Raw genomic sequence first — 20,333 nt, 5'->3', positions numbered from 1 at the left:
CTACGCACAGCCAGAAGCCGGGATTCGAGGTCGCGCGCCGGATTCCGCGGAAAGACGCGGATGTCGTCCCCAGAAAACTGAGGGATCGTAACGGTTTTGTTATGGCTGAGCCCGATATGCGGCCCGAATCACTGCCACCATGGCCGTTCGCGCTGCGCCGCGCGGCGCTTCGCCTCGAGCTCCTGGACCTGCTCGTGGCGCTCGCCGATCTCGTGGATCGCCGAGACGCAGCGCGACACGAGGGCGTCGATGTCGTCGCACTCGTGGCGCTTCGCGGCACCGATCACGATGGCAGCGCACGCCTCCGCGTCGCCGGCGGCGTCATGGTGCTGGAAGTCGTCGAAGCCTGCAGCGAGGGCAGCGACCGGCAGCCGGTACGACTCGAGCGCGTAGGTCTTGCGGGCGATGCGCAGCGAGTCGGTCCAGCGCATGTCGGGCACGGGCAGCTGGGCGGCCTTCGCGGCCGCGCGCATCACGCCCTTGTCGAAGCCCGCGTTGTGGGCGACGTAGACGTCGTCACCGCCGAAGTCGAGGATCCGCTCCTGGGTCTCGCGCCAGTCAGGGGCGTCGAGCACCTGGTGCGCCTGGATGCCGTGGATGCGCGTGTTCCACTCCCAGAACTCGTGGAACGGCGACGTCGGGCGGATGAGCGTGGCCCAGCGATCGACGACCAGGCCGTCGCGCACCTTCACGAGACCCACCGCGCAGGCCGACGCCGCGTTGCCGTTCGCGGTCTCGAAATCGATCGCGGTGAAGTCGAGCGCCATGCCTGTCATCCTCCCAGAGGGCACTGACGCGCCTGACCAGCGCCGAGCATCCGCCCACCCGCGTCTGCCAGCATTGAGGCATGACCAACCCCACGCTCGACGCCCTGCAAGCCATCGCGACCAGCGACCACGCGGGCGCGTGGGAGATCGTGCGCGAGGCAGCGCTCGTGGTGCCGGCGGTGGTCGAGAACCCGCGCGACCCGGGCTCCGGGAAGTTCCTGGTGCTGCCGCACCGCGACATGCAGCTGGTGGTGGCGTTCACCGCGACGACGCGCATCGGTGGCTTCGCCACGCGCACGCGCAACCACCTGAAGCTCACGGGCGCGGAGCTCGCCGCGGGCATCCCGGCTGGGCACGCGATCGTGCTGGATCCGGGGCACGACGACGGCCGGGTGTTCCTGCCGGAGGTCTTCGCCGCCGACTCGGCGCAGTCCTAGCTAGGAGCAGGCGCCGACGCGCTCGGTGCGGTCGACCGCGCTCGAGACGCTCTCCAGCGCGGTGACGGCGCTGACGGTGTTCGTGTCGACGGCGATCTCGGTGGCGGGTGAGCGGCCGTAGGCGAGGAACGTCCAGACGTTCTCCTCCTGCGCGACCTCGAGCCAGTCGACCCCGCCCACCTCGATGCAGCGCTGCGTCGATGGCGCTGGCTGCGGCATGCCGCAGCGCAGCGTGATCGCGCTCGGGTCGCCCCAGGCCGCGGTGGCCTGCGAGGTCGTGTCGCGGCGGTCGAGCGGTGCGGTCAGGCTCTCGTCGCCGATCTGCTCTGGCAGGGAGACGACCACCTCGGCGCAACCGGGGTCGGCGGCCTCGTCGGCGGGCGGCAGGGTGACGGCTCGAGCGCAGCCGGTGAGCGCCAGCAGCGCGACGGCGGCGGCCAGGATGCGGAGGCGAGGCACCCGACGAGCCTACCTGCGCGTTCGATCGGGCTGAGCGGGGTGCCGAGCCTCCATGCGGTCCCGCGACGCGCTGTGCCCGATCGAGCGCGCCCTGCCGAGCGCACGCGGTGCCCCGTCCCGCATCCACCGGCTAGCGTTGCCGCATGGACGACCCCACGCTGCACGAGGCCGGCGAGCTCGAGGCGCTGCGCCGCTTTCTGCCGCTGCTGCCCGCAGGCGACGTCACCGAGGTGGGCCCCGGCGATGACGCGGCGGTCGTGCGCGCCGCCGACGGCCGCTTCGTGGTGACCACCGACACGATGCTCGAGGGCGCCGACTTCCGGCTCGGCTGGTCGAGCTGGCACGACCTCGGCTGGAAGGCCGTCGCCACCAACCTCATCGATGTCGCCGCGATGGGCGCCCGGCCCACCTCGCTCGTCGTGGCGCTCGCGGTCGCACCGTCCACGCGCGTCTCCGCGCTCGAGGACTTCGCGCGCGGCCTCGCCGACGCGATCGCGGCCATGGCGCCCGGCTGCGGCGTCGTCGGCGGCGACCTCGGCACCGCCCGCCACGCGACGATCGCCGTCACGGCGTTCGGCGACCTCGAGGGACGCCCCCCGGTGCTGCGCTCCGGGGCACGGGCGGGGGATGCGGTGTGGTGCGTCGGCGGGCTCGGCCTGGCCGCGACGGGGCTGCGGCTGCTCTTCGCGCAGGCCCAGGATGAGGCAGCGGAGCCGGTGCGCGCGGCGACCGAGCGGCTCCGCGCCGGAGACCACGGCCGCGCCGTCGCCGCGCAGCTCGCGCCCGTGTCGCCCGTCGCCGCTGGCACGCTGCTCGCCGATCTCGGTGCCACCGCGATGCTCGACGTCTCCGACGGCCTCGCGCTCGACGGCGCCCGCGTCGCCCGCGCATCCGGCGTGCGCATCGCGTTCGATCGGGCGGCGGTCGAAACGGCAGCGCAGGACGCCATGGCGCTCGGCGCCAGCCTCGAGGCCGCGCTCCACGGCGGCGAGGATCACGCGCTGCTGTGCGCGTTGCCCGCCGGCATCACGCCACCCGCTGAGCTCGCCGGCCACCCGGTGCACCGACTCGGCACGGTCGAGTCCCTGGCCGAGGGCGAGCCCCCGCACGTCACCCTCGACGGCGCGCCCCTCGAGCCCCGCGGCTGGGACCCCTACCGCGCGGTGGAGCTCTGAAGCGGAGACCCTTTCGGGTCTCCGCCGCGACCCCAGCGCCGTGGCCCGTCTCGGGCCGCGGTCTCCGGTGGAGCTCTGAAGCGGAGACCCTTTCGGGTCTCCGCCGCGACCCCAGCGCCGTGGCCCGTCTCGGGCCGCGTTCTCCGGTGGAGCTCTGAAGCGGAGACCCTTTCGGGTCTCCGCCTCGACCCCCGCGCCGTGGCCCGTCCCGGGCCGCGTTTCCAGCGCCTGCCAAGAACCGGTACCAAATGCACGCCTCTGCCGCCCGAATCGGTGCATTCGGTACCGGTTTTCGGGGCGAGCCCGGTCTGGCCAGCGCGCGGCGCAGCAGGCCCCGCCGAGCTTCCGGTACCGAGGGGTTGCCTCCGTGGATCTATGACAACGGTTGGGTACCGGAGGATTCGGGGCCGAGGCGCTCAGCGATGAGGGAGGCAGGCGCCGAACCGCTCAGCAGCGAGCGGAAGACAACACCGATCTCGCGCTCAGCGGTCGGCGAACGCGCCCGTCGTCGTCAGGAAGTGCAGTCGCGTGTCGCCGTAGTCGCGCGTGCGCTCCACCTCGAGGTCGCCCGGCGGGTCGAGCGGCCCGGCCCTGCGCGCCCGCTCGACGACCACGGTCGCGGGATGCATCAGCAGCGGCGCGAGGGCGATGAGCGCAGCCGTCAGCTCGTCGTCCGGCAGCTCGTAGGGCGGGTCGATGAAGACCAGGTCGAAGCTGCGCCCAGAGCGCTGCAGGAACGGCGCTGCCGCCACCTGCTCGACGAGCGCGTGCGCGGCGCCCGACTTCGCGACCGACTCGGCGTTGCGCTGCGCGACCTTCGCCGCCGCCCGATCGCGCTCGACGAGCACGACCGACTCCGCTCCGCGGCTGGCCGCCTCGAGCCCCAGGGCGCCGGAGCCCGCGAACAGATCGAGCACTCGTGCGCCGTCGCACAGGCTGCGCGCGTCGAGCGCGCCGAACATCGCCTCGCGCACGCGCTCCGAGGTGGGCCGCGTGCCACGCACCGGCACGTGCAGCCGCACGCCGCCGGCGAGACCACCGATGATCCGTGTCATGCCCACATCCTCGCGCATCCATGCTCCACAGACGACGGGCGGATGCGTCGGTGGAGTGGGAGCGAAAGCCTACGCTAGACACGTGGCGACGAAGGATGCGAGCGGCGGAGCGGTGCCCGACGGGTTCGAGCGGCCGCTCGAGCGCGTGCTCGGCAAGGCGCCTGCCGCCAAGCTCGAGCGCGCCTTCGGCATGACGACCCTCGGCGATCTCGTCTGGCACCTGCCGCGCCGCTACGCGAAGCGCGGCGAGCTCACCGACTTCGCGAGCCTCGTGCCCGGCGAGCACGTCACCGTGGTCGCGCGGGTGCGCTCCGTCGAGACGCGCGACCTGCAGCGCGACGCCAAGGGCCGCCCTCGCTCGCTCACGACCATCACGATCACCGACGGCGAGGGCACGATCGACCTCGCGTTCTTCAACCAGCGCTTCCGCCAGGAGCAGCTGCACCAGGGCGTCACCGCACTCTTCTCCGGCACCGTCGGCATCTACAAGGATCGACGGCAGCTCGCGCACCCGGACGTCGAGCTCTTCGACGAGGCCGAGGGAATCGACGCCGAGGAATGGGCCAACCAGCCCGTGCCGATCTATCCGGCCACCGCCACGCTCACCACCGTCAAGATCCAGGCGCTCGTCGCCCTGGGTCTCGACGCACTCGGCGAGGTGCCCGACCCGGTGCCGGCCGAGCTGCGCGCCGAGCACAAGCTGCTGCCGCTCACCGAGGCGCTCCGGCTCACGCACCAGCCCAAGCTCGAGCAGGACGCCTACCGCGGCCGCCACACGCTCGCCTGGCAGGAGGCCTTCCTGCTGCAGACCTATCTGCTGGCGACGCGCGACTGGTTCGACACCCTGCCGACCGCGCCAAGGCTCCCCGGCCCCATCCTCGAGCGCTTCGACGCCGCGCTGCCGTGGCAGCTCACCGACGACCAGACGGCCGCCGGCGAGGCGATCGCCGCCGACCTCGCGAGCGGCACCGCCATGCACCGGCTCGTGCAGGGCGAGGTGGGCTCCGGCAAGACGGTCGTCGCCACCCGCGCCATGCTCGCCGTCGCCGAGTCGGGCGGCCAGTCGGCGCTGCTCGCCCCCACCGAGGTGCTCGCGGTGCAGCACCTGCGCTCCATCACGCGTGCGCTCGGGCCGGAGCTCGCCGCCGAGCTGCTGCCGACGCTGCTCACCGGCCAGCTGCCCGCCGCCGAGCGCAAGCGCGCCATGCTGCGCATCGCCGCCGGGCAGGCGCGCATCGTCGTCGGCACGCACGCGCTGCTGAGCGAGAAGACCTCGTTCGCCGAGCTCGCGCTCGTCATCATCGACGAGCAGCACCGCTTCGGCGTCGCCCAGCGCGAGGCCCTGCGCGCCAAGGGCACCCACCCGCACACACTCGTGCTGACGGCCACGCCCATCCCGCGCACCATCGCGATGACCGCGTTCGGCGATCTCGACGTCTCGACGATCCGCTCGCTGCCCGCCGGCCGCAGCCCCATCCAGACCTTCGTCGTCGACAAGAGCGATCCCGTGGTGTTCAACCGCATCTGGGGCCGCATGCACGAGGAGCTCGAGCGTGGCCGCCAGGCCTTCGTCGTCTGCCCCGCCATCTCGCCCGGCACGCTCGAGGGCGTCGAGACGCAGGCAGACACGTCGGCGGATGCGTCGGCCGACGCCGGGCACGCCCCGGTCGTCGACGACGTGGTCACGACCGTCGGCCAGCTGCGGCGCAGCCCCGCGCTCGCCGGCAGGACGATCGAGCCGCTGACGGGGGCCATGTCGACGGAGGACAAGGACTCCGTCATGAGCCGGTTCCGCGCCGGCGAGATCGACGTGGTCGTCGCCACCACCGTCATCGAGGTGGGCGTCGACGTGCCGAACGCCACGATGATGGTCGTGCTCTCGGCCGACCGCTTCGGCGTCTCGCAGCTGCACCAGCTGCGTGGGCGCGTCGGGCGCGGCGAGCACGCGGGACTCTGCATGCTCGTCACCGGCGTCGACGCGTTCAGCGACGCGCGGGTGCGGCTCGACGCGGTGGCCGGCACGCTCGACGGCTTCGTGCTCGCAGAGGTCGACCTCGAGCAGCGCGGCGAGGGCGACGTGCTGGGCGTCGCGCAGTCGGGAGGCCGCAGCGGGCTGCGGGTGCTGCGGGTCGCGCGCGACGTGGCGATCATCGAGGCGGCGCGCACGGCGGCGCAGGCGGTGCTCGCCGACGATCCGACGCTCGAGCGCCACACCGCGCTGCGGCTCGCGGTGCATCGCCGTCTCGGCCCGGATGCCCGCGCGGCGCTGGTCACGGCGTAGGCACTCGCGCGCGGCCGGACTCCGCCGCGCCGGTCGCGGCGTGGCCCATCGCGCACGGCGGGGCGCACACAGGGCGACGGCAGTTAGGCTGACCCCATGCCCCGCATCGCTGTCGTGCCCGGTTCCTTCGACCCTGTGACTCTCGGTCACCTCGACGTGGTCGCGCGCGCTGCGAAGCTCTTCGACGAGGTGCACGTGGTCGTGACGCACAACCCCGACAAGCAGGCGTTCCTGCCGGTGGTCGAGCGCGAGCAGCTCATCGAGCGCTCCATCGAGGAGGCGCGGATCGAGGGCCAGATCCGCATCGCCAACTGGTCGATGGGCCTGTTGGTCGACTACTGCCAGCAGGTGGGAGCCGAGGTGCTCGTGAAGGGCATCCGCTCGTCGACCGACCTCGCATACGAGACGCCGATGACGATCGTGAACCGCAATCTCGCGGGTGTCGAGACCATCTTCATGCTTCCGAACCCAGAGAACGCGCACGTCTCCTCGAGCCTGGTGCGTCAGGTGTCCGAGCTCGGCGGCGACATCAGCCCCTACGTGCCGCGCGCGGTGGCCACCTTCCTGCAGCAGCGATGAGCGACCTGCAGCTCACCGCCGTGCGGGGGATGGGCGAGATCCGCGCGGGCGACGACCTGCCGCAGATCATCGCCGAGGCCCTGGCGCCGCTGGCGCCGCAGGACGGCGACGTCGTCGTCGTCACCAGCAAGATCGTCTCGAAGGCCGAGGGCCGCTCCCGCCCCGCCGCAGAGCGCGAGCAGGCCATCGACGAGGAGTCGGTGCGCGTCGTCGCCTCCCGCCCCTACGAGGGCGGCGTGACGCGCATCGTCGAGCACCGCACCGGCCTCGTGCTCGCGGCGGCCGGCATCGACGCGTCGAACACCGACGAGGGCACGATCCTGCTGCTGCCGGTCGACTCGGATGCGTCGGCGCGCGCGATCGCCGAGACCCTGCGGTCGCGCTTCGGGCTCGCGATCGGCGTCATCGTGAGCGACACGCTCGGTCGTGCCTGGCGCATCGGCCAGACCGACGTCGCGATCGGCGCGGCGGGGCTGCGCGTGCTCGAATCGCTCTCCGGCCAGCTGGATGCCAGCGGGCGACCGCTCGTGGTGACGGCGCCCGCCATCGCCGACGAGATCGCCGGTGCCGCAGACCTCGTCGCCGGCAAGGCCGATGGCGTGCCCGTCGTGCTCGTGCGGGGCATGGGCCGCCACGTCGCCGAGCTCGACGAGCCCGGCGCAGCGCGGCTGGTGCGGCGGCAGGCGGATGACATGTTCCGGTTGGGTGCCGACGAGGCGTATCGGGATGGCTTCGAGGCAGGCAGGCGCGAGGCAGCAGCAGCGGCAGAGGCGGGGATCTAGGCGTGAGCACCGAGGAGAGCAGCGTCGGCCGGAGCGACGTCGGCCAGAGCGACCCCGCAGAGGCCGGCACCGGCCGCCGAGCGCGTGCCGTCGAGAGCGCACCCGCTGCCGAGATGACGGCAGGCGAGCGCATCGAGGCAGCGGTCGCGAGCGTCATCTCCGGCAAGGCCGGCGAGATCCGCACGGTGCTCACCGTGCTGCTCGCCGAGGGCCACGTGCTGCTCGAGGATGTGCCGGGCGTCGGCAAGACCCAGCTCGCACGCGCCTTCGCCGCGGCCATCGGCGGCACCGTGCGCCGCATCCAATGCACCCCCGACCTGCTGCCGAGCGACATCACGGGCATGTCGGTGCTCGACCAGAAGACCGGCGAGCTGCGCTTCCAGCCCGGCCCGGTGTTCGCCAACATCGTCATCGCCGACGAGATCAATCGCGCGAGCCCGAAGACGCAGGCCGCGCTGCTCGAGTGCATGGCCGAGGGGCAGGTCACGGTGGATGGCGTGACCCACGTGCTGCCGACCCCGTTCCTCGTGGTCGCGACGCAGAACCCCATCGACATGGAGGGCACCTACGCGCTGCCGGAGGCGCAGCGCGACCGCTTCATGGCGCGGCTGGAGCTCGGCTACCCCGACGAGGATGCCGAGCACGCGATGGTGTCGGCACGCGAGACCGCGCAGCCGCTCGACGCGGTGCGTGCGGTGACGAGCGAGGGGCAGTTCCACGCCGAGATCGACGGCGCCCGCGCCGTGCGCGCACACGAGCTCGTGGAGCGCTACGCGGTGCGGCTCGCCAGGGCGACCCGCGGTCACCCCGACGTGCGGCTGGGCGCGAGCCCGCGCGCGACGCTGCAGCTGGTGCGCGCCGCGAAGGCGCACGCGCACCTGCTGGGTCGTGACTGGCTCTCGCCCGATGACGTCAAGGCGCTCGCGGTGCACGTGCTGCCGCACCACCTGGTGATGCACGACCCGCACGCGCGCTACGAGGAGGCCAGAGCGGTGGTCGCGCAAGCGCTCGCCAAGACGGTCGCCCCGATCATGCGCTGATGAGGGGCATGCGCTGATGAGGGGCTTGCGCTGATGACGGGCACGCGCTGATGACCGCCGGCGACCCACCCAGAGCGCGCGAGGCGGCGCGGGCTCGCTCGCGCTCGGCGGCTGACCGCTCGAAGGTGCGCCCGACGGCGCGCGGGGTGGTGCTGCTGCTCGTCGGCGCGCTGCTGCTCGTCGCCGCCTACTGGGAGCGGCAGGCCGTGATCCTGGTGCCAGCGGCGCTGTGCCTCGGCATCCTGCTGCTGGGCGGCTGGTGGGCGATCGGTGCCGTCGGCAGCATGCGCCTGGGGGTGCCGGGCGTCGTGTCCGAGGGGCAGGATGCGGTGCTGCGCATCGCGGGCGACCGCCGGCACGCGGGTGCCAGGTGGTCGACCTGGGGGCCGGGCCCCGAGCGCTACCTGCTGCTCGAGGGCGAGCTCGGCGCAGACGGTCGCGCCGAGGCGCCGCTCGGCCACCACCCGCGCGGTCGCTGGCGGCTCGCGCCGGTCGAGATCGTCGCGCTCGACCCGTTCCGGGTGATGCGCACCACCCGCACGGTCGATCCGCTCGCGAGCCTCGTCGTGGGGCCCGAGCTGCTCTCGGTGCCGTCGTCGTCGCTGCGGTCGAATCGCGAGGAGGGCCGGATGGCGCAGTCCCGCACGGCCGACAACGTCGACGCGATGGTGCGCGAGTGGCGGCCCGGCGACCCGCAGCGCCGCGTCCACTGGCGGCAGTCCGCCAAGCGCGGCCAGCTGATGGTGCGGCAGGAGGCCAACCCCGCGACCGACGACGACGTCGTGCTGGTCGACACCGCGGCTGCCGCCGGCACCGACCGCGCCGCGCAGGATCGGCTCGCGCGCGCCGCGTGCTCGATCGTGCGGGCGCTCGCGGGCAACGAGCGCACCGTGGTCGTGCGCGAGACGGGTGAGCCCAGCATCCTCACCGCCGACTGGCGCGACCTGCCAGCGGCGCTCGCGGCCTTCGCGTCGATGGAGGCCGAGGCTCCTGCCGAGCCCCTGCGGCGCGACGGCACGGCAGCGCACGTGGTGGCACTGGAGGAGTCGGCGCCCGAGACCTGGACGCTGCCGCCCGGCTCCACGCTCTGGCTGGTCGCCGCCCGCGACGCCGCCCCGCGCCGCATCGCGCCGGGCTCGCGCGTGCGCACGCAGCGGTGGATCGACCGCGTCGGGCCGGTCAGGGAACTGCTGTGAGCGGTGGAGCGTTGACGCGACGGCCCTTTCGGGCCGTCGCCGCGACCCCAGCTCCGGGGCCCGTCTCGGGCCCCGGGCCCCGAGGCCCTCAGCGGGCCCGCGCCGGCATCGTCGAGACCATCGCCCTCGCCCTGCTGCCGCTCGCGTGGCTGTGGTCGGCGATCTCGGTGCTGGGGGAGGCGTGGCTGTGGCCCGCGGTCGCGGCGGTCGCGTCGATGGCGATCGTTGCGGCGGTCGTGCGCTCCGTGGCTCCCGCGCTCGTCGGCACGCTCGCGGCCGCGCTCGTGGGCGTCGCCTGGGTGACGGGGCTGACCGCTCCCGATGAGGCGCTGCTCGGCTTCGTGCCGACGCCGGGGTCGCTCGAACCGACGATGCAGGCGCTCAACCAGGGCGTGATCGACATCGCGTGGGCCCTGTCGACACCGCTCGACGCCACCGGCGTGGTGCTCGCCGTGATCGTCGCGGCCGCCGTGGTGCTGAGCCTCCTGGTCGACGTGCTCGGCCACGGGCTGCGGGTGCCGGCGATCGCCGTGGTGCTCGCCGCGATGCCGCTGGTGCTGCCGATCGCCTTCCGCATCGACGTGCCGTGGGGGCACGCGCTGCCCGGCGTGATCGCTGCCGCCGCGGTGCTGGCCGCCCCCGCGATCGACGAGCGCCTGGCGCTCGGGCGCGGCTGGCTCGCCCCCGTCGCGCTCGTGGGGATCGCCGCAGTGCTCTCTGCGGCCGTGCCGCTGCTGGCGCCGGCACCGCGCGAGACCGCGTTCGACCTGCCGACGATCGACGAGCTCTTCACGCCAGCCACGCCCGTGCTCAACACCGAGATCGACCTGGGCGACCAGCTGCGCAGGCCCGCCGACCGGCCGGTGTTCACCTACTCGACGACCGACGGCGAATCGATCGTGACGCGGCTCATGACGCTGCCGCAAGCGGGAGCCGGCGGCTTCGAGTCGATCGAGCCCGAGCCCGGCAGCCCCGGTGTGCTGGTCGAGGGCGCCGACACCGGAGTCGGCATGCAGATGACGGTGCGGATGGGCAACGTGCAGGCCGAGAGCCTGCCGACGCCCGAGCGGGTGCAGAGCGTGCCGCGCGCCGAGGGCAGGAGCTGGGACGAGGCGAACGACGCGCTGCGCATCAGCGCCGACGTGGAGACGCGCGGGCTCGAGTTCACCGCATCCGGATCCCGCTCCGCGCCGCTCGACGAGATCCCCGCCGCCTCGAGCTCGAGCGGCCACGACGAGTACCTGGCGATGCCGGAGGCGGCCGCCGCGATCGCCCAGCAGGGTGCGGGCCTGGTCGACGAGGGCATGAGCGCCATGCAGCGCGTCACGGCCGTGCACGGCTACATGACCGAGGGCCTCTGGAACTACTCCGAGCAGCTCGACCTGCCCGGCTTCGGCGGCACGACCGGCGACGGCTGGGATGCGCTCGCCGGCTTCCTCGAGAATCGCAGCGGCTACTGCGTGCACTACGCGAGCGCCACCGCCGGCCTGCTGCGAGGCGCGGGAGTGCCTGCGCGCGTGGTCGTCGGCTTCCTGCCCGGGAGCGAGATCAGCGGCGGATGGGCGGTCTCGACCAACGAGATGCACGCGTGGGCGGAGGCGTGGATCGACGGCGCCGGCTGGGTGCGGGTGGAGACGACGCCCGGAGCAGGCACGGGCGTCGCGAGCCCCGAGGGCGGCGAGGTCACGCAGAGCCCCACCCCGGAGCCCACGCCGTCGGCAGCGCCCGAGGAGACACCGGTGCCGAGCGACTCGCCCGCGCCCGGCGCATCGCCCACGGCACCGACACCGACATCGAGCGCGGCGCCCGGCGCGCCGGGGGAGAGCGGTGGCCTCCCCATCGATCCGGCGGTGGTGCGGGCGATCCTCATCGCGCTCGGCGTGCTGCTGCTGCTCGCGCTGCCCGCGATCGTGCGGGCCGTGCAGCGCGCGGTGCGGCTGCGGCGCGGTGCGCCGGGCGGCTGGCTCGAGCTGCGCGCGACGCTCGCCGACCTCGGCGTGCGCCTGCCCGACTCCGCCACGCCCGGGCAGCTGCACGCGGCGATCGCCGACCGGGTGGAGCCGGATGCCGCGCAGGCGGCCGACCGCGTGCGGCTCGCAGCAGAGCGTGCCGTGTTCGACGCGGGCTCGCGCGCTGCGGGTGTCGTCGACGGCGACGTGCGGGTGGTGCGGCGGGCAGTCGTGGCGAGCGGCCCGGGCTGGCGGCGGGTGCTCGCGGCGGTGCTGCCGCCAAGCCTGCTGCGCGTGCTCGCGGTCGGCGAGGACTGAGCCGTTCCTGAGTGCTCGTGGTCGGATGCGGCATCTCGGCCGACGTAGTCTGGATCGCATGCAGTGGTCGATCGTCATCCCCGTCAAGGGGTCGATCGGCAAGTCGCGCCTCGACGCGGGCGATGCCCGTGCGGCGCTCGCCGTGGCCTTCGCCCGCGACGCCATCGCGGCCGCGCGCGCCACCCCATCCATCGATCGCGTCGTCGTCGTCACCTGCGACGGCGACGTCACGCGCGGCCTGGACGGCATCGAGGTCGTCGACGACCCGGCGGCCGGCCTGCGCGCGGCGATCAACGCCGGCATCGCGACCCTGCCAGCCGGGGCACCGACCGCCGTCATGCTCGGCGACCTGCCCGCGCTGACCCCCGAGGCGCTCGAGTCTGCGCTGCAGCTCGCCGAGCGGGAGCAGCGCTCCTACGTGCCCGACGCGATCGCCACCGGCACCACGCTGCTGGCGGCGAGGCGGGCGGATGCGCTGCGGCCGCACTTCGGGCCCGGCTCCGCGCAGCTGCACCGGCTCGCGGGCCACGTCGAGCTGCCTGTCGCGCCCGACTCGGGGCTGCGGGTCGACGTCGACGAGCTGGCCGACCTGCACATCGCGATCGACCTGGGTGTCGGCGAGCACACGCAGGCGGTGCTGCGCGGCGCGCAGCTCGCGGCTTGACCTGGCCCCGTCCCATGTCCGAGCCCCCGCAGGTCGAGGGGGGTGCCGCCGCAGGCCCGGAGTCCCGTAGGTCGAGGAGGGCGCCGCCGCAGGCGGCACCCGTCACGAGACCGCAGGGAACAGCGGTCGGCTCCGGTCTCGTGACGCGAGCGGGCCGTCTGCCCGCGCGCTCCTCGACCTACGAGCTCGCGCGCTCCTCGACCTACGAGCTGGCGAGCGCGAGCGCCTCGCGCGCGACCTGCGCCGCCGGGCCGCCCGGCGTCAGCAGCAGCGGCCGCGCTGCTGCGCGCAGCCCGAGCTCGCGGAGCCCGGCCAGCCCCGCCGCGTCCTCCTCGGCGACGAGCCAGCCGTCGAGCAGGCCGCCTCGCGACCGTGCGCCGTAGTGCGCGGCGACCGCAGCCGCATCCGCCTGCACCCCGATCGCCTCGAGGCAGGTCGCCGCCATGCCGCGCACGGCCCGTCCGCCGATGATGGGGGAGACGCCCACGATGGGTGCCGTCGCCGCCTCCAGCGACTCGCGCACGCCCGGCACGCCCAGGATCGTGCCGATCGAGACGACGGGGTTCGATGGCGCGATGAGCACCACATCGGCCTCGGCGATGGCCGTCTGCGCAGCATGCGAGATGCGGGAGCGCTCGACGCCGTGCTGCACGAAGCGCCGCACGGGTGCCGTCGCGCGCGTGCGCACCCACCACTCCTCGAAGTGGATCACGCCCTCGTCGGTCACCACGTGCGTCGGCACCTCGTCGTCGGTGACGGGCAGCAGGGTGGCGCCCAGCTGCCAGCGGGAGGCCAGCCGCGCGGTCGCCTCCGTGAGCGTCGCCCCCTCGCGCAGCAGCGCGGTGCGGGCCAGGTGGGTGCCGAGGTCGAGATCGCCGAGCGTGAACCACGGCCAGCCGACGCCGTAGGCCGTCAGCTCTGCCGCGACGCGCTCGCTCTCGCCGGCCCTGCCCCAGCCGCGCTCGGTGTCGCCGACGCCGGCGAGCGCGTACATGAGCGAGTCGAGGTCGGGGCAGACCTTCACGCCGGCGAGCCACATGTCATCGCCCACGTTGGCGACGATCGAGATGTCGGCATCCGGCGCCGCCTCGCGCAGCCCGAGCGCGAAGCGCGCGCCTCCCACGCCACCAGCCAGCACGGTGATCCTCATGAGCCCAGCCTCCTGTACCTGATGGCCACCCCGGCGGGGTCGGCGTCGATCGACGCCTCCACGCCGTAGACCGAGCGGATGCGCTCGGCCGTCAGCACCGCATCCGCAGCCCCTTCGGCGATCACCCGCCCGCCATCCACCAGCACGACGCGGTCGGCGTGCGTGGCGGCGAGGGCGAGGTCGTGCACCGTGAGCACGACGGGACGGTCTGCGGCGATGCGGCGCACGAGCTCGAGCAGGTCGAGCTGCCAGGCGACGTCGAGGTGATTGGTGGGCTCGTCGAGCAGCAGCGCAGAGCCCGCGCCGGCGTCGGACTGCTGCGCGAGCGCCCGCGCGATGTGCACGCGCTGCAGCTCACCACCGGAGAGCTCGCCCAGGCGACGCTCGGCGAGCTCGGTGGCGCCGGCGTCGGCGAGCGACGCCTCGACCACCGCGTCGTCGCCGAGCGAGAAGCCGAGCATGCGGTGGTGGGGCGTGCGGCCGAGGCGCACGGCCTCGCGCGCGGTCAGCTGCGGCACCGAGTCGGCCAGCTGCTCGACCAGCGCGACCCGACGAGCACGCACGCGAGCGGTCTGCGTGTCGAGCCGCTCGCCGCCCAGCAGCACCCGGCCAGCGCGGGTGGCGCGCTCGGGGACGACGCCGGCGATGGCGCGCAGCATCGTCGACTTGCCGGCGCCGTTCGGGCCGACGAGCGCCGTGATCCGGCCGACCGGTGCGCTCCAGGTGGCGTCGTCGACGAGGGCCCGCCCGCGCACCGCGACCGTGAGGCCCTCGATCTGCAGCCCGCTCACGTGCGCACCCGCCCCGTGAGCATGAGCGCCGCGAAGATCGGGGCGCCGATGAGCGCCGTCACGATGCCGACCGGCAGCTCGCGCGGGTCGAAGGCCGCGCGCGCCACCGTGTCGGCCACCAGCAGCACGATCGCTCCCGCGAGCCCGGAGGCGGGCAGCAGCAGCGCGTGCGCGGAGCCCACGACGAGCCGCACCGCGTGCGGCACGACGAGCCCGATGAACCCGATCGCGCCGGAGACTGACACGAGCACGCCGGTCACGAGCGCGCACGCGACGAGCAGCACCCAGCGGGTGCGGCGGACGTCGACGCCGAGCGCACCGGCGGCGCTGTCGCCGAGCGCGAGCGCGTCGAGCATCCTGCCGCTGGCGAGCAGCGGCAGCGCGAGCGCGGCGCCGACGAGCGCGATCAGGGCGCTCGGCCAGCCGATCGATGCGAGCGAGCCGAGCAGCCACGCGAGGATCTCGCGGAACGCGTCGCCATCCGCCTGCCAGAAGATCACGAGCGAGACGAGGGCAGAGGCGGCGGATGCGACCACGACGCCCGCGAGCACGGTGCGGGTGGGCGTCGCACCGCCGGCGGCACCGGCGAGCCCGAGCGTCGCGAGCAAGGCCAGCAGCGCACCGGCGAACGCCGCGACGGGCAGCAGCACGCCGAGGCCGGCGATGAGCACGAGCACGGCGCCGACGGATGCGCCGGAGGAGACGCCGAGCAGATAGGGGTCGGCGAGCGGGTTCCGCACGAGCGCCTGCATCACGGCACCCACGATCGCGAGCCCAGCGCCGACGGCGCAGGCGGCGAGCACGCGGGGAAGCCGCAGGTCGACCACGATCGCGTCGTCGATGCGGCCGAGCGGTGTGGTGCCGATGCCGAGCCTGGCGGCGAGCGATGCCAAGGCGTCGGCCGGCGCGATCCCCGCGGCGCCGAAGCAGACAGCGGCGAGCGCGACCGCGAGCAGCAGCGCGCCGAGCGCCGGCAGCGCCCAGCGGCGAGCGCGGTGTGCCCGCGGCAGGTCGCCGCTCGGCAGAGATGTGGACATCGGCCGCTCCGGAGGCGTCATAGCGGCCGATGCACGCATCTCTGTGCCGGGAGGGGTGGGGGTGGGGGTGGGGGTGGGCGGGATGGGGGAGGTGGGGGTCATCGCAGCTCCATCGCGCGCACCTCGTCGGCGACCGTCGCTGCGGCTTCGACGGTGCCGACGCCGGCCTCAGCCATCGGGAAGGGCACCACCACGAAGCGCTCCTCCTGCACCGCAGCGAGCTGCGCGGTGGCGGGATTCGCCTGCAGCCGGTCGATCTTCGACGCGGCGGTGTGCCAGGGCGCATCGACGAGCACGATCACCTCCGGCTCGCTGGCCGCGAGCGCCTCCCACGACATGGTCGTCCAGGTCTCGTCGATGTCGGCCGCGACGTTGCTGAGGCCGGCAGCGTCGAGCACCAGCTGCGGGGCGCCGGAGCCGGCGCCGACATAGGGGGCGTCCTCGCCGGAGGAGTACCAGAGCGCCGTGGGCGCGCCGCCGTCCGCCGGCTCGACCGGAGCGATCGCCTCGAGCGCGGCGCGCTGCGCGGTCGCGAGCTCCACGCCGGCTTCCGGCACGCCGAGCGCTGCGCCGGCCTGCTCGAACTCGCCCAGCAGCGCATCCCACGTCAGCGGCGCCACGTCGGTCGACCAGCAGGCGGCGGGGGAGACCCACGTCTGCACGCCCAGCTCCTGCAGCTGCGCACGGTCGCCGACCGCCTCGGGGGCGAAGGTCGACTCCCAGCCCGCCACCACCGCATCCGGGTCGAGGTCGAGCACGGCCTCGCGCGACGGCATCCCCTCGATCGTCGGTGCCTCGAGCGCTGCACCGTCGGCGCCGACCAGCGGCCCGTCGAGAAACGCCGTCGCGACGAGCGCGTCGCCCAGTCCCAGTGCCACGACGAGCTCGGCCGCCGTCGACTTGATGGCGACGATGCGCTCGGCGGGCTGCGACTGCGGGGTCACCGCGACGCCGCAGTCGTCGATCGCGGCCGCTGACTCGGCGGCGCCCGACCCGTCGCCGCCCGTCGCTGGTTCGCCCACGCCGGGACTCGTCGCGCTCGAGCAGCCGGCGAGCGCGAGCATGCCGATCGCTGCGGTCGTGGCGATGAGACGGCGGACGGGGATGAGGCCGGATGCGGGCATCGGGGGTGACTCCTGGGCAGGCTGACGCGAACGTGCACTTCTGGTTCGCGCGCGGAGGTGATGCCCGGCGCACCGACAAGTCTAGTGCGGCCCCAGTTCCCCGCGCCCCTATCGCAAAGCGGGCGTCTGAGGTTGACTGGGCGTCCGGCGACTGCCGGGCCGAGACGACGAAGTCGGAGACAGCATGACGACGGTGCGCGCAGCCATCTCGCAGACCACCTGGACGGGCGACAAGGCCTCGATGCTCGATCGCCACGAGGCGTTCCAGCGCGAGGCCGCAGCGCAGGGCGCGCAGGTGATGTGCTTCCAGGAGCTCTTCTACGGGCCCTACTTCGGCATCACGCAGGACAAGCGGTACTACGACTACGCCGAGCCGGCAGATGGCCCGATCGTGCAGCGCTTCGCGGCGCTCGCGAAGGAGCTCGGCATGGTGACGATCCTCCCGATCTACGAGGAGGAGCAGACCGGCGTCTACTACAACTCCGCCGTGATCGTCGATGCCGACGGCTCGATCCTCGGCACCTACCGCAAGCATCACCTGCCGCATCTCGACCGCTTCTGGGAGAAGTTCTACTTCCGTCCCGGCAACCTCGGCTACCCGGTCTTCGAGACGGCGGTCGGCAAGGTCGGCCTCTACATCTGCTACGACCGGCACTTCCCCGAGGGCTGGCGCGAGCTGGGCCTGAACGGCGCCCACATGGTCTTCAACCCCAACGCCACGAAGCCCGGGCTGTCGAACCGGCTGTGGGAGGTCGAAGGCCCCGCCGCGGCGGTCGCGAACGGCTACTTCGTGCTGCAGCCCAACCGGGTCGGCCGTGAGGACAACGAGTACGGCGAGCTCGCGGTCGACTTCTACGGCACCAGCCAGGTGATCGACCCGCGCGGCAACTTCGTCGGCGAGCGCGGCTCCGAGACGCACGAGGAGCTGCTGGTGCGCGACCTCGACCTCGACCTCGTCAAGCAGATGCGCGACGACTGGCAGTTCTACCGCGATCGCCGGCCCGACTCGTACACCCGGATCGCGAAGCCGTAGGGGCCAGCGATGACCACCACCCTCATCACTGGAGGCACCGTCGTCTCCGCCACCGGCCGCTCGCTCGCCGACGTGCTCGTCGACGGCGAGACCATCCGCGCGGTGCTCGCCCCCGGCAGCGAGCTGCTCGGCGTCGACCTGGCGCGCTCGGTCGACACCGTGGTGGATGCGACGGGCAAGTACGTCATCCCCGGAGGCATCGACGCCCACACCCACATGCAGATGCCCTTCGGCGGCACGGAGGCGAGCGACACCTTCGAGACGGGCACGCGCGCGGCCGCCTGGGGCGGCACGACGACGATCATCGACTTCGCGATCCAGAAGTACGGCGAGCGGGTCGAGGACGGCCTGGCGGCCTGGCACCAGAAGGCCGCGGGCAACTGCGCGGTCGACTACTCGTTCCACCAGATCATCGGCGACGTCAACGACGAGTCCCTCAAGGCCATGCGCGGGCTCGCCGACGAAGGCGTGTCGAGCTTCAAGCTCTTCATGGCCTACCCGGGCGTGTTCTACTCCGATGACGCGCAGGTGCTCAAGGCGATGCAGGTCTCGGCCGACACCGGCCTGATGACGATGATGCACGCCGAGAACGGGCCGGCGATCGACGTGCTGGCGCAGCAGCTGCTCGCGCAGGGCAAGACCGACCCCTACTTCCACGGGATCGCGCGCGCCTGGCAGATGGAGGAGGAGGCGACGCACCGCTCGATCATGCTCGCGAACCTCACGGGCGCCCCGCTCTACGTCGTGCACGTGAGCGCCAAGCAGGCGGTGGCGCAGATCGCCGCGGCCCGCGACAGCGGCCAGAACGTCTTCGGCGAGACCTGCCCGCAGTACCTCTACCTCTCGCTCGAGGATCAGCTGGGCGCCACCGGCGAAGAGTGGGGCGGCTTCGAGGGCGCGAAGTGGGTGTGCTCGACGCCGCTGCGGTCGAAGCACGAGCACCACCGCGACGAGCTCTGGACGGCGCTGCGCACCAACGACATCCAGATGGTCTCGACCGACCACTGCCCCTTCTGCATGAAGGATCAGAAGGAGCTCGGCCTCGGCGACTTCTCGAAGATCCCGAACGGCATCGGCTCGGTCGAGCACCGCATGGATCTGCTCTTCCAAGGCGTCGTCGACGGCCACATCACACCCGAGCGGTGGGTCGAGATCACCGCGACGACGCCGGCGCGGATGTTCGGCCTCTACGGCAAGAAGGGCGTCATCCAGCCCGGTGCCGACGCCGACATCGTCGTGTACGACCCGAAGGGGCACACCTCGATCGGGCTCGAGAAGACGCACCACATGAACATGGACTACTCGGCGTGGGAGGGCTTCGAGATCGACGGCCACGTCGACACGGTGATGAGCCGCGGCCGCGTGATCGTCGAAGCGGATGCGTACCTGGGCTCACCGGGGGACGGCACGTTCGTCAAGCGCGGCCTGAGCCAGTACCTGGTGTAGGGGAGCCGGACACCGTGGACTTCGGAGCCGTCTTCCAGACCAACCCGCCCGCCAGTCGCACCGTGCAGCTCGCGCAGCTGGCCGAGGTGCACGGGTTCAGCCACGTGTGGACCTTCGACAGCCACGTGCTGTGGCAGGAGCCCTACGTCATCCACTCGGCCATCCTCGCCGCCACGCGGCGGGTGACGGTCGGCCCGTTCGTGACCAACCCGGCGACGCGCGACTGGTCGGTCACCGCATCCGTCTTCGCCACCCTGAACGAGATGTACGGCAACCGCACGGTCTGCGGCATCGGCCGCGGTGACTCGGCGGTGCGCGTCGGCGGTGGCGAGCCCACCACGCTCAAGCAGCTGCGCGAGGCCGTGCACGTGATCCGCGAGCTGGGCTCCAGCCGCGCGGTCGACGTCGGCGGCGTGACGCTGCGGCTGCCGTGGTCGGAGGGCTCCGAGGTGCCCGTGTGGGTTGCCGCCTACGGCCCGCGCGCGCTGCAGCTCGCCGGCGAGGTCGGCGATGGCTTCATCCTGCAGCTGGCGGATCCTGAGATCACGAAGTGGATGATCGACCACGTGCGCAGCGCCGCCTCCGACGCCGGCCGCGACCCCATGTCGATCACGATCTGTGTTGCCGGCCCTGCCTACGTCGGCGACGACCTCGCCCATCAGCGCGACCAGTCCCGCTGGTTCGGCGGCATGGTCGGCAACCACGTGGCCGACATCGTGGCCCGCTATGGCTCCGAGGGGGCCATCCCCGCCGACCTCGCCGCCTACATCGAGCAGCGCTCAGGCTACGACTACAACTCGCACGGCCGGGTGGAGAACGACCACGTCGACTTCGTGCCCGACGCGATCGTCGATCGCTTCTGCGTGCTGGGCACCGCAGACGACCACATCGAGAAGCTCACCCGACTGCGCGAGCTCGGTGTCGACCAGTTCGCCGCCTACGTCATGCACGACGACAAGGAGGAGACGCTGCGGCAGTACGGCGAGCGCATCATCCCGGCGCTGCAGGAGCACGCGAGGGCGAGGTCGTGACACAGTCTGCTGGTCGAGG

At 73.3% G+C, this 20,333-nt stretch carries 19 protein-coding genes; 12 read left to right on the top strand and 7 right to left on the bottom strand.

Translation table 11 applies throughout. The annotated features are described in order from the left end of the window. Positions 1-128: 128 nt before the first annotated feature. The gene (locus MKD51_RS12615; RefSeq protein WP_240240648.1) at positions 129-767 is read right to left on the bottom strand and encodes an exonuclease domain-containing protein; all 639 of its coding nucleotides are present in this window, start codon (positions 765-767) and stop codon (positions 129-131) included. A gap of 80 nt (positions 768-847) precedes the next feature. Here MKD51_RS12615 and MKD51_RS12610 point away from each other — a divergent pair, with 80 nt between their 5' ends. After that, a complete protein-coding gene (locus tag MKD51_RS12610; protein ID WP_240240647.1) occupies positions 848-1,204 on the top strand; it encodes an SseB family protein in 357 nt (118 codons plus the stop codon). On the opposite strand, the gene MKD51_RS12605 is transcribed toward MKD51_RS12610, so the two are convergent. After that, a complete protein-coding gene (locus MKD51_RS12605) occupies positions 1,205-1,663 on the bottom strand; it encodes a DUF3515 domain-containing protein (protein WP_240240646.1) in 459 nt (152 codons plus the stop codon). Between the two features lie 143 nt (positions 1,664-1,806). On the opposite strand from MKD51_RS12605, the gene thiL reads away from it, so the two are divergent. Further along, positions 1,807-2,838 (top strand): thiamine-phosphate kinase, encoded by a 1,032-nt coding sequence (thiL, locus tag MKD51_RS12600; RefSeq protein ID WP_240240645.1) that lies wholly within the window; start codon positions 1,807-1,809, stop codon positions 2,836-2,838. A gap of 482 nt (positions 2,839-3,320) precedes the next feature. Here thiL and rsmD read toward each other — a convergent pair whose 3' ends face one another. Further along, positions 3,321-3,893 (bottom strand): 16S rRNA (guanine(966)-N(2))-methyltransferase RsmD, encoded by a 573-nt coding sequence (rsmD, locus tag MKD51_RS12595; protein ID WP_240240644.1) that lies wholly within the window; start codon positions 3,891-3,893, stop codon positions 3,321-3,323. An 82-nt stretch (positions 3,894-3,975) separates the two neighbouring features. Between rsmD and MKD51_RS12590 the strand changes: the two genes are divergently transcribed. The 7 genes from MKD51_RS12590 (at position 3,976) to cofC (ending at position 12,702) form a co-directional block, all read left to right on the top strand. Next, a complete protein-coding gene (locus MKD51_RS12590; RefSeq protein ID WP_346986714.1) occupies positions 3,976-6,174 on the top strand; it encodes an ATP-dependent DNA helicase RecG in 2,199 nt (732 codons plus the stop codon). Positions 6,175-6,270: 96 nt separating this feature from the next. Then, positions 6,271-6,753, top strand: coding sequence for a pantetheine-phosphate adenylyltransferase (gene coaD / locus MKD51_RS12585; RefSeq protein WP_240240643.1), 483 nt, complete (start codon positions 6,271-6,273; stop codon positions 6,751-6,753). Next, positions 6,750-7,535, top strand: coding sequence for a coenzyme F420-0:L-glutamate ligase (gene cofE, locus MKD51_RS12580; RefSeq protein WP_240240642.1), 786 nt, complete (start codon positions 6,750-6,752; stop codon positions 7,533-7,535). Before coaD ends, cofE begins: the two co-directional genes overlap by 4 nt. Before the next feature lie 113 nt (positions 7,536-7,648). Continuing rightward, the gene (locus tag MKD51_RS12575) at positions 7,649-8,575 is read left to right on the top strand and encodes an AAA family ATPase (RefSeq protein WP_240240950.1); all 927 of its coding nucleotides are present in this window, start codon (positions 7,649-7,651) and stop codon (positions 8,573-8,575) included. A gap of 50 nt (positions 8,576-8,625) precedes the next feature. Further along, positions 8,626-9,771 (top strand): DUF58 domain-containing protein, encoded by a 1,146-nt coding sequence (locus tag MKD51_RS12570; protein WP_240240641.1) that lies wholly within the window; start codon positions 8,626-8,628, stop codon positions 9,769-9,771. An 11-nt stretch (positions 9,772-9,782) separates the two neighbouring features. Beyond that, complete coding sequence (locus MKD51_RS12565; RefSeq protein ID WP_241428882.1) at positions 9,783-12,038, top strand: transglutaminase domain-containing protein; 2,256 nt, start codon at positions 9,783-9,785, stop codon at positions 12,036-12,038. A 58-nt stretch (positions 12,039-12,096) separates the two neighbouring features. After that, positions 12,097-12,702: a 2-phospho-L-lactate guanylyltransferase gene (cofC, locus tag MKD51_RS12560; protein ID WP_240240640.1), complete on the top strand. Its 606-nt coding sequence runs from the start codon at positions 12,097-12,099 to the stop codon at positions 12,700-12,702. 202 nt (positions 12,703-12,904) lie between these two features. On the opposite strand, the gene cofD is transcribed toward cofC, so the two are convergent. The 4 genes from cofD to MKD51_RS12540 all read right to left on the bottom strand — a co-directional run bounded on the left by cofD (position 12,905) and on the right by MKD51_RS12540 (position 16,804). Beyond that, on the bottom strand, positions 12,905-13,852 hold the full coding sequence (cofD, locus tag MKD51_RS12555; protein ID WP_240240639.1) for a 2-phospho-L-lactate transferase: 948 nt from the start codon (positions 13,850-13,852) through the stop codon (positions 12,905-12,907). After that, on the bottom strand, positions 13,849-14,643 hold the full coding sequence (locus MKD51_RS12550) for an ABC transporter ATP-binding protein (RefSeq protein WP_240240638.1): 795 nt from the start codon (positions 14,641-14,643) through the stop codon (positions 13,849-13,851). Before MKD51_RS12550 ends, cofD begins: the two co-directional genes overlap by 4 nt. Continuing rightward, complete coding sequence (locus MKD51_RS12545) at positions 14,640-15,680, bottom strand: iron chelate uptake ABC transporter family permease subunit (protein ID WP_240240637.1); 1,041 nt, start codon at positions 15,678-15,680, stop codon at positions 14,640-14,642. Before MKD51_RS12545 ends, MKD51_RS12550 begins: the two co-directional genes overlap by 4 nt. A 98-nt stretch (positions 15,681-15,778) precedes the next feature. Beyond that, positions 15,779-16,804, bottom strand: a complete 1,026-nt coding sequence (locus MKD51_RS12540) for an ABC transporter substrate-binding protein (protein ID WP_240240636.1) — start codon at positions 16,802-16,804, stop codon at positions 15,779-15,781. Positions 16,805-16,988: 184 nt separating this feature from the next. Here MKD51_RS12540 and MKD51_RS12535 point away from each other — a divergent pair, with 184 nt between their 5' ends. From MKD51_RS12535 to MKD51_RS12525, 3 genes are read left to right on the top strand one after another with little or no spacing between them, the layout of a single operon-like run. Beyond that, a complete protein-coding gene (locus MKD51_RS12535) occupies positions 16,989-17,837 on the top strand; it encodes a nitrilase-related carbon-nitrogen hydrolase (protein ID WP_240240635.1) in 849 nt (282 codons plus the stop codon). 9 nt (positions 17,838-17,846) lie between these two features. Further along, positions 17,847-19,283 carry a dihydropyrimidinase gene (hydA, locus tag MKD51_RS12530; protein ID WP_240240634.1) on the top strand — a complete coding sequence of 479 codons (1,437 nt, stop codon included), beginning with the start codon at positions 17,847-17,849 and terminating at the stop codon, positions 19,281-19,283. Positions 19,284-19,297: 14 nt separating this feature from the next. Then, the gene (locus MKD51_RS12525; RefSeq protein WP_240240633.1) at positions 19,298-20,314 is read left to right on the top strand and encodes a TIGR03842 family LLM class F420-dependent oxidoreductase; all 1,017 of its coding nucleotides are present in this window, start codon (positions 19,298-19,300) and stop codon (positions 20,312-20,314) included. The last annotated feature ends 19 nt before the right edge of the window (positions 20,315-20,333 follow it).

Source organism: Agrococcus sp. ARC_14 (assembly GCF_022436485.1).
Taxonomy (GTDB): Bacteria; Actinomycetota; Actinomycetes; order Actinomycetales; family Microbacteriaceae; genus Agrococcus.
This window is presented reverse-complemented; position numbering and strand designations above follow the sequence as displayed.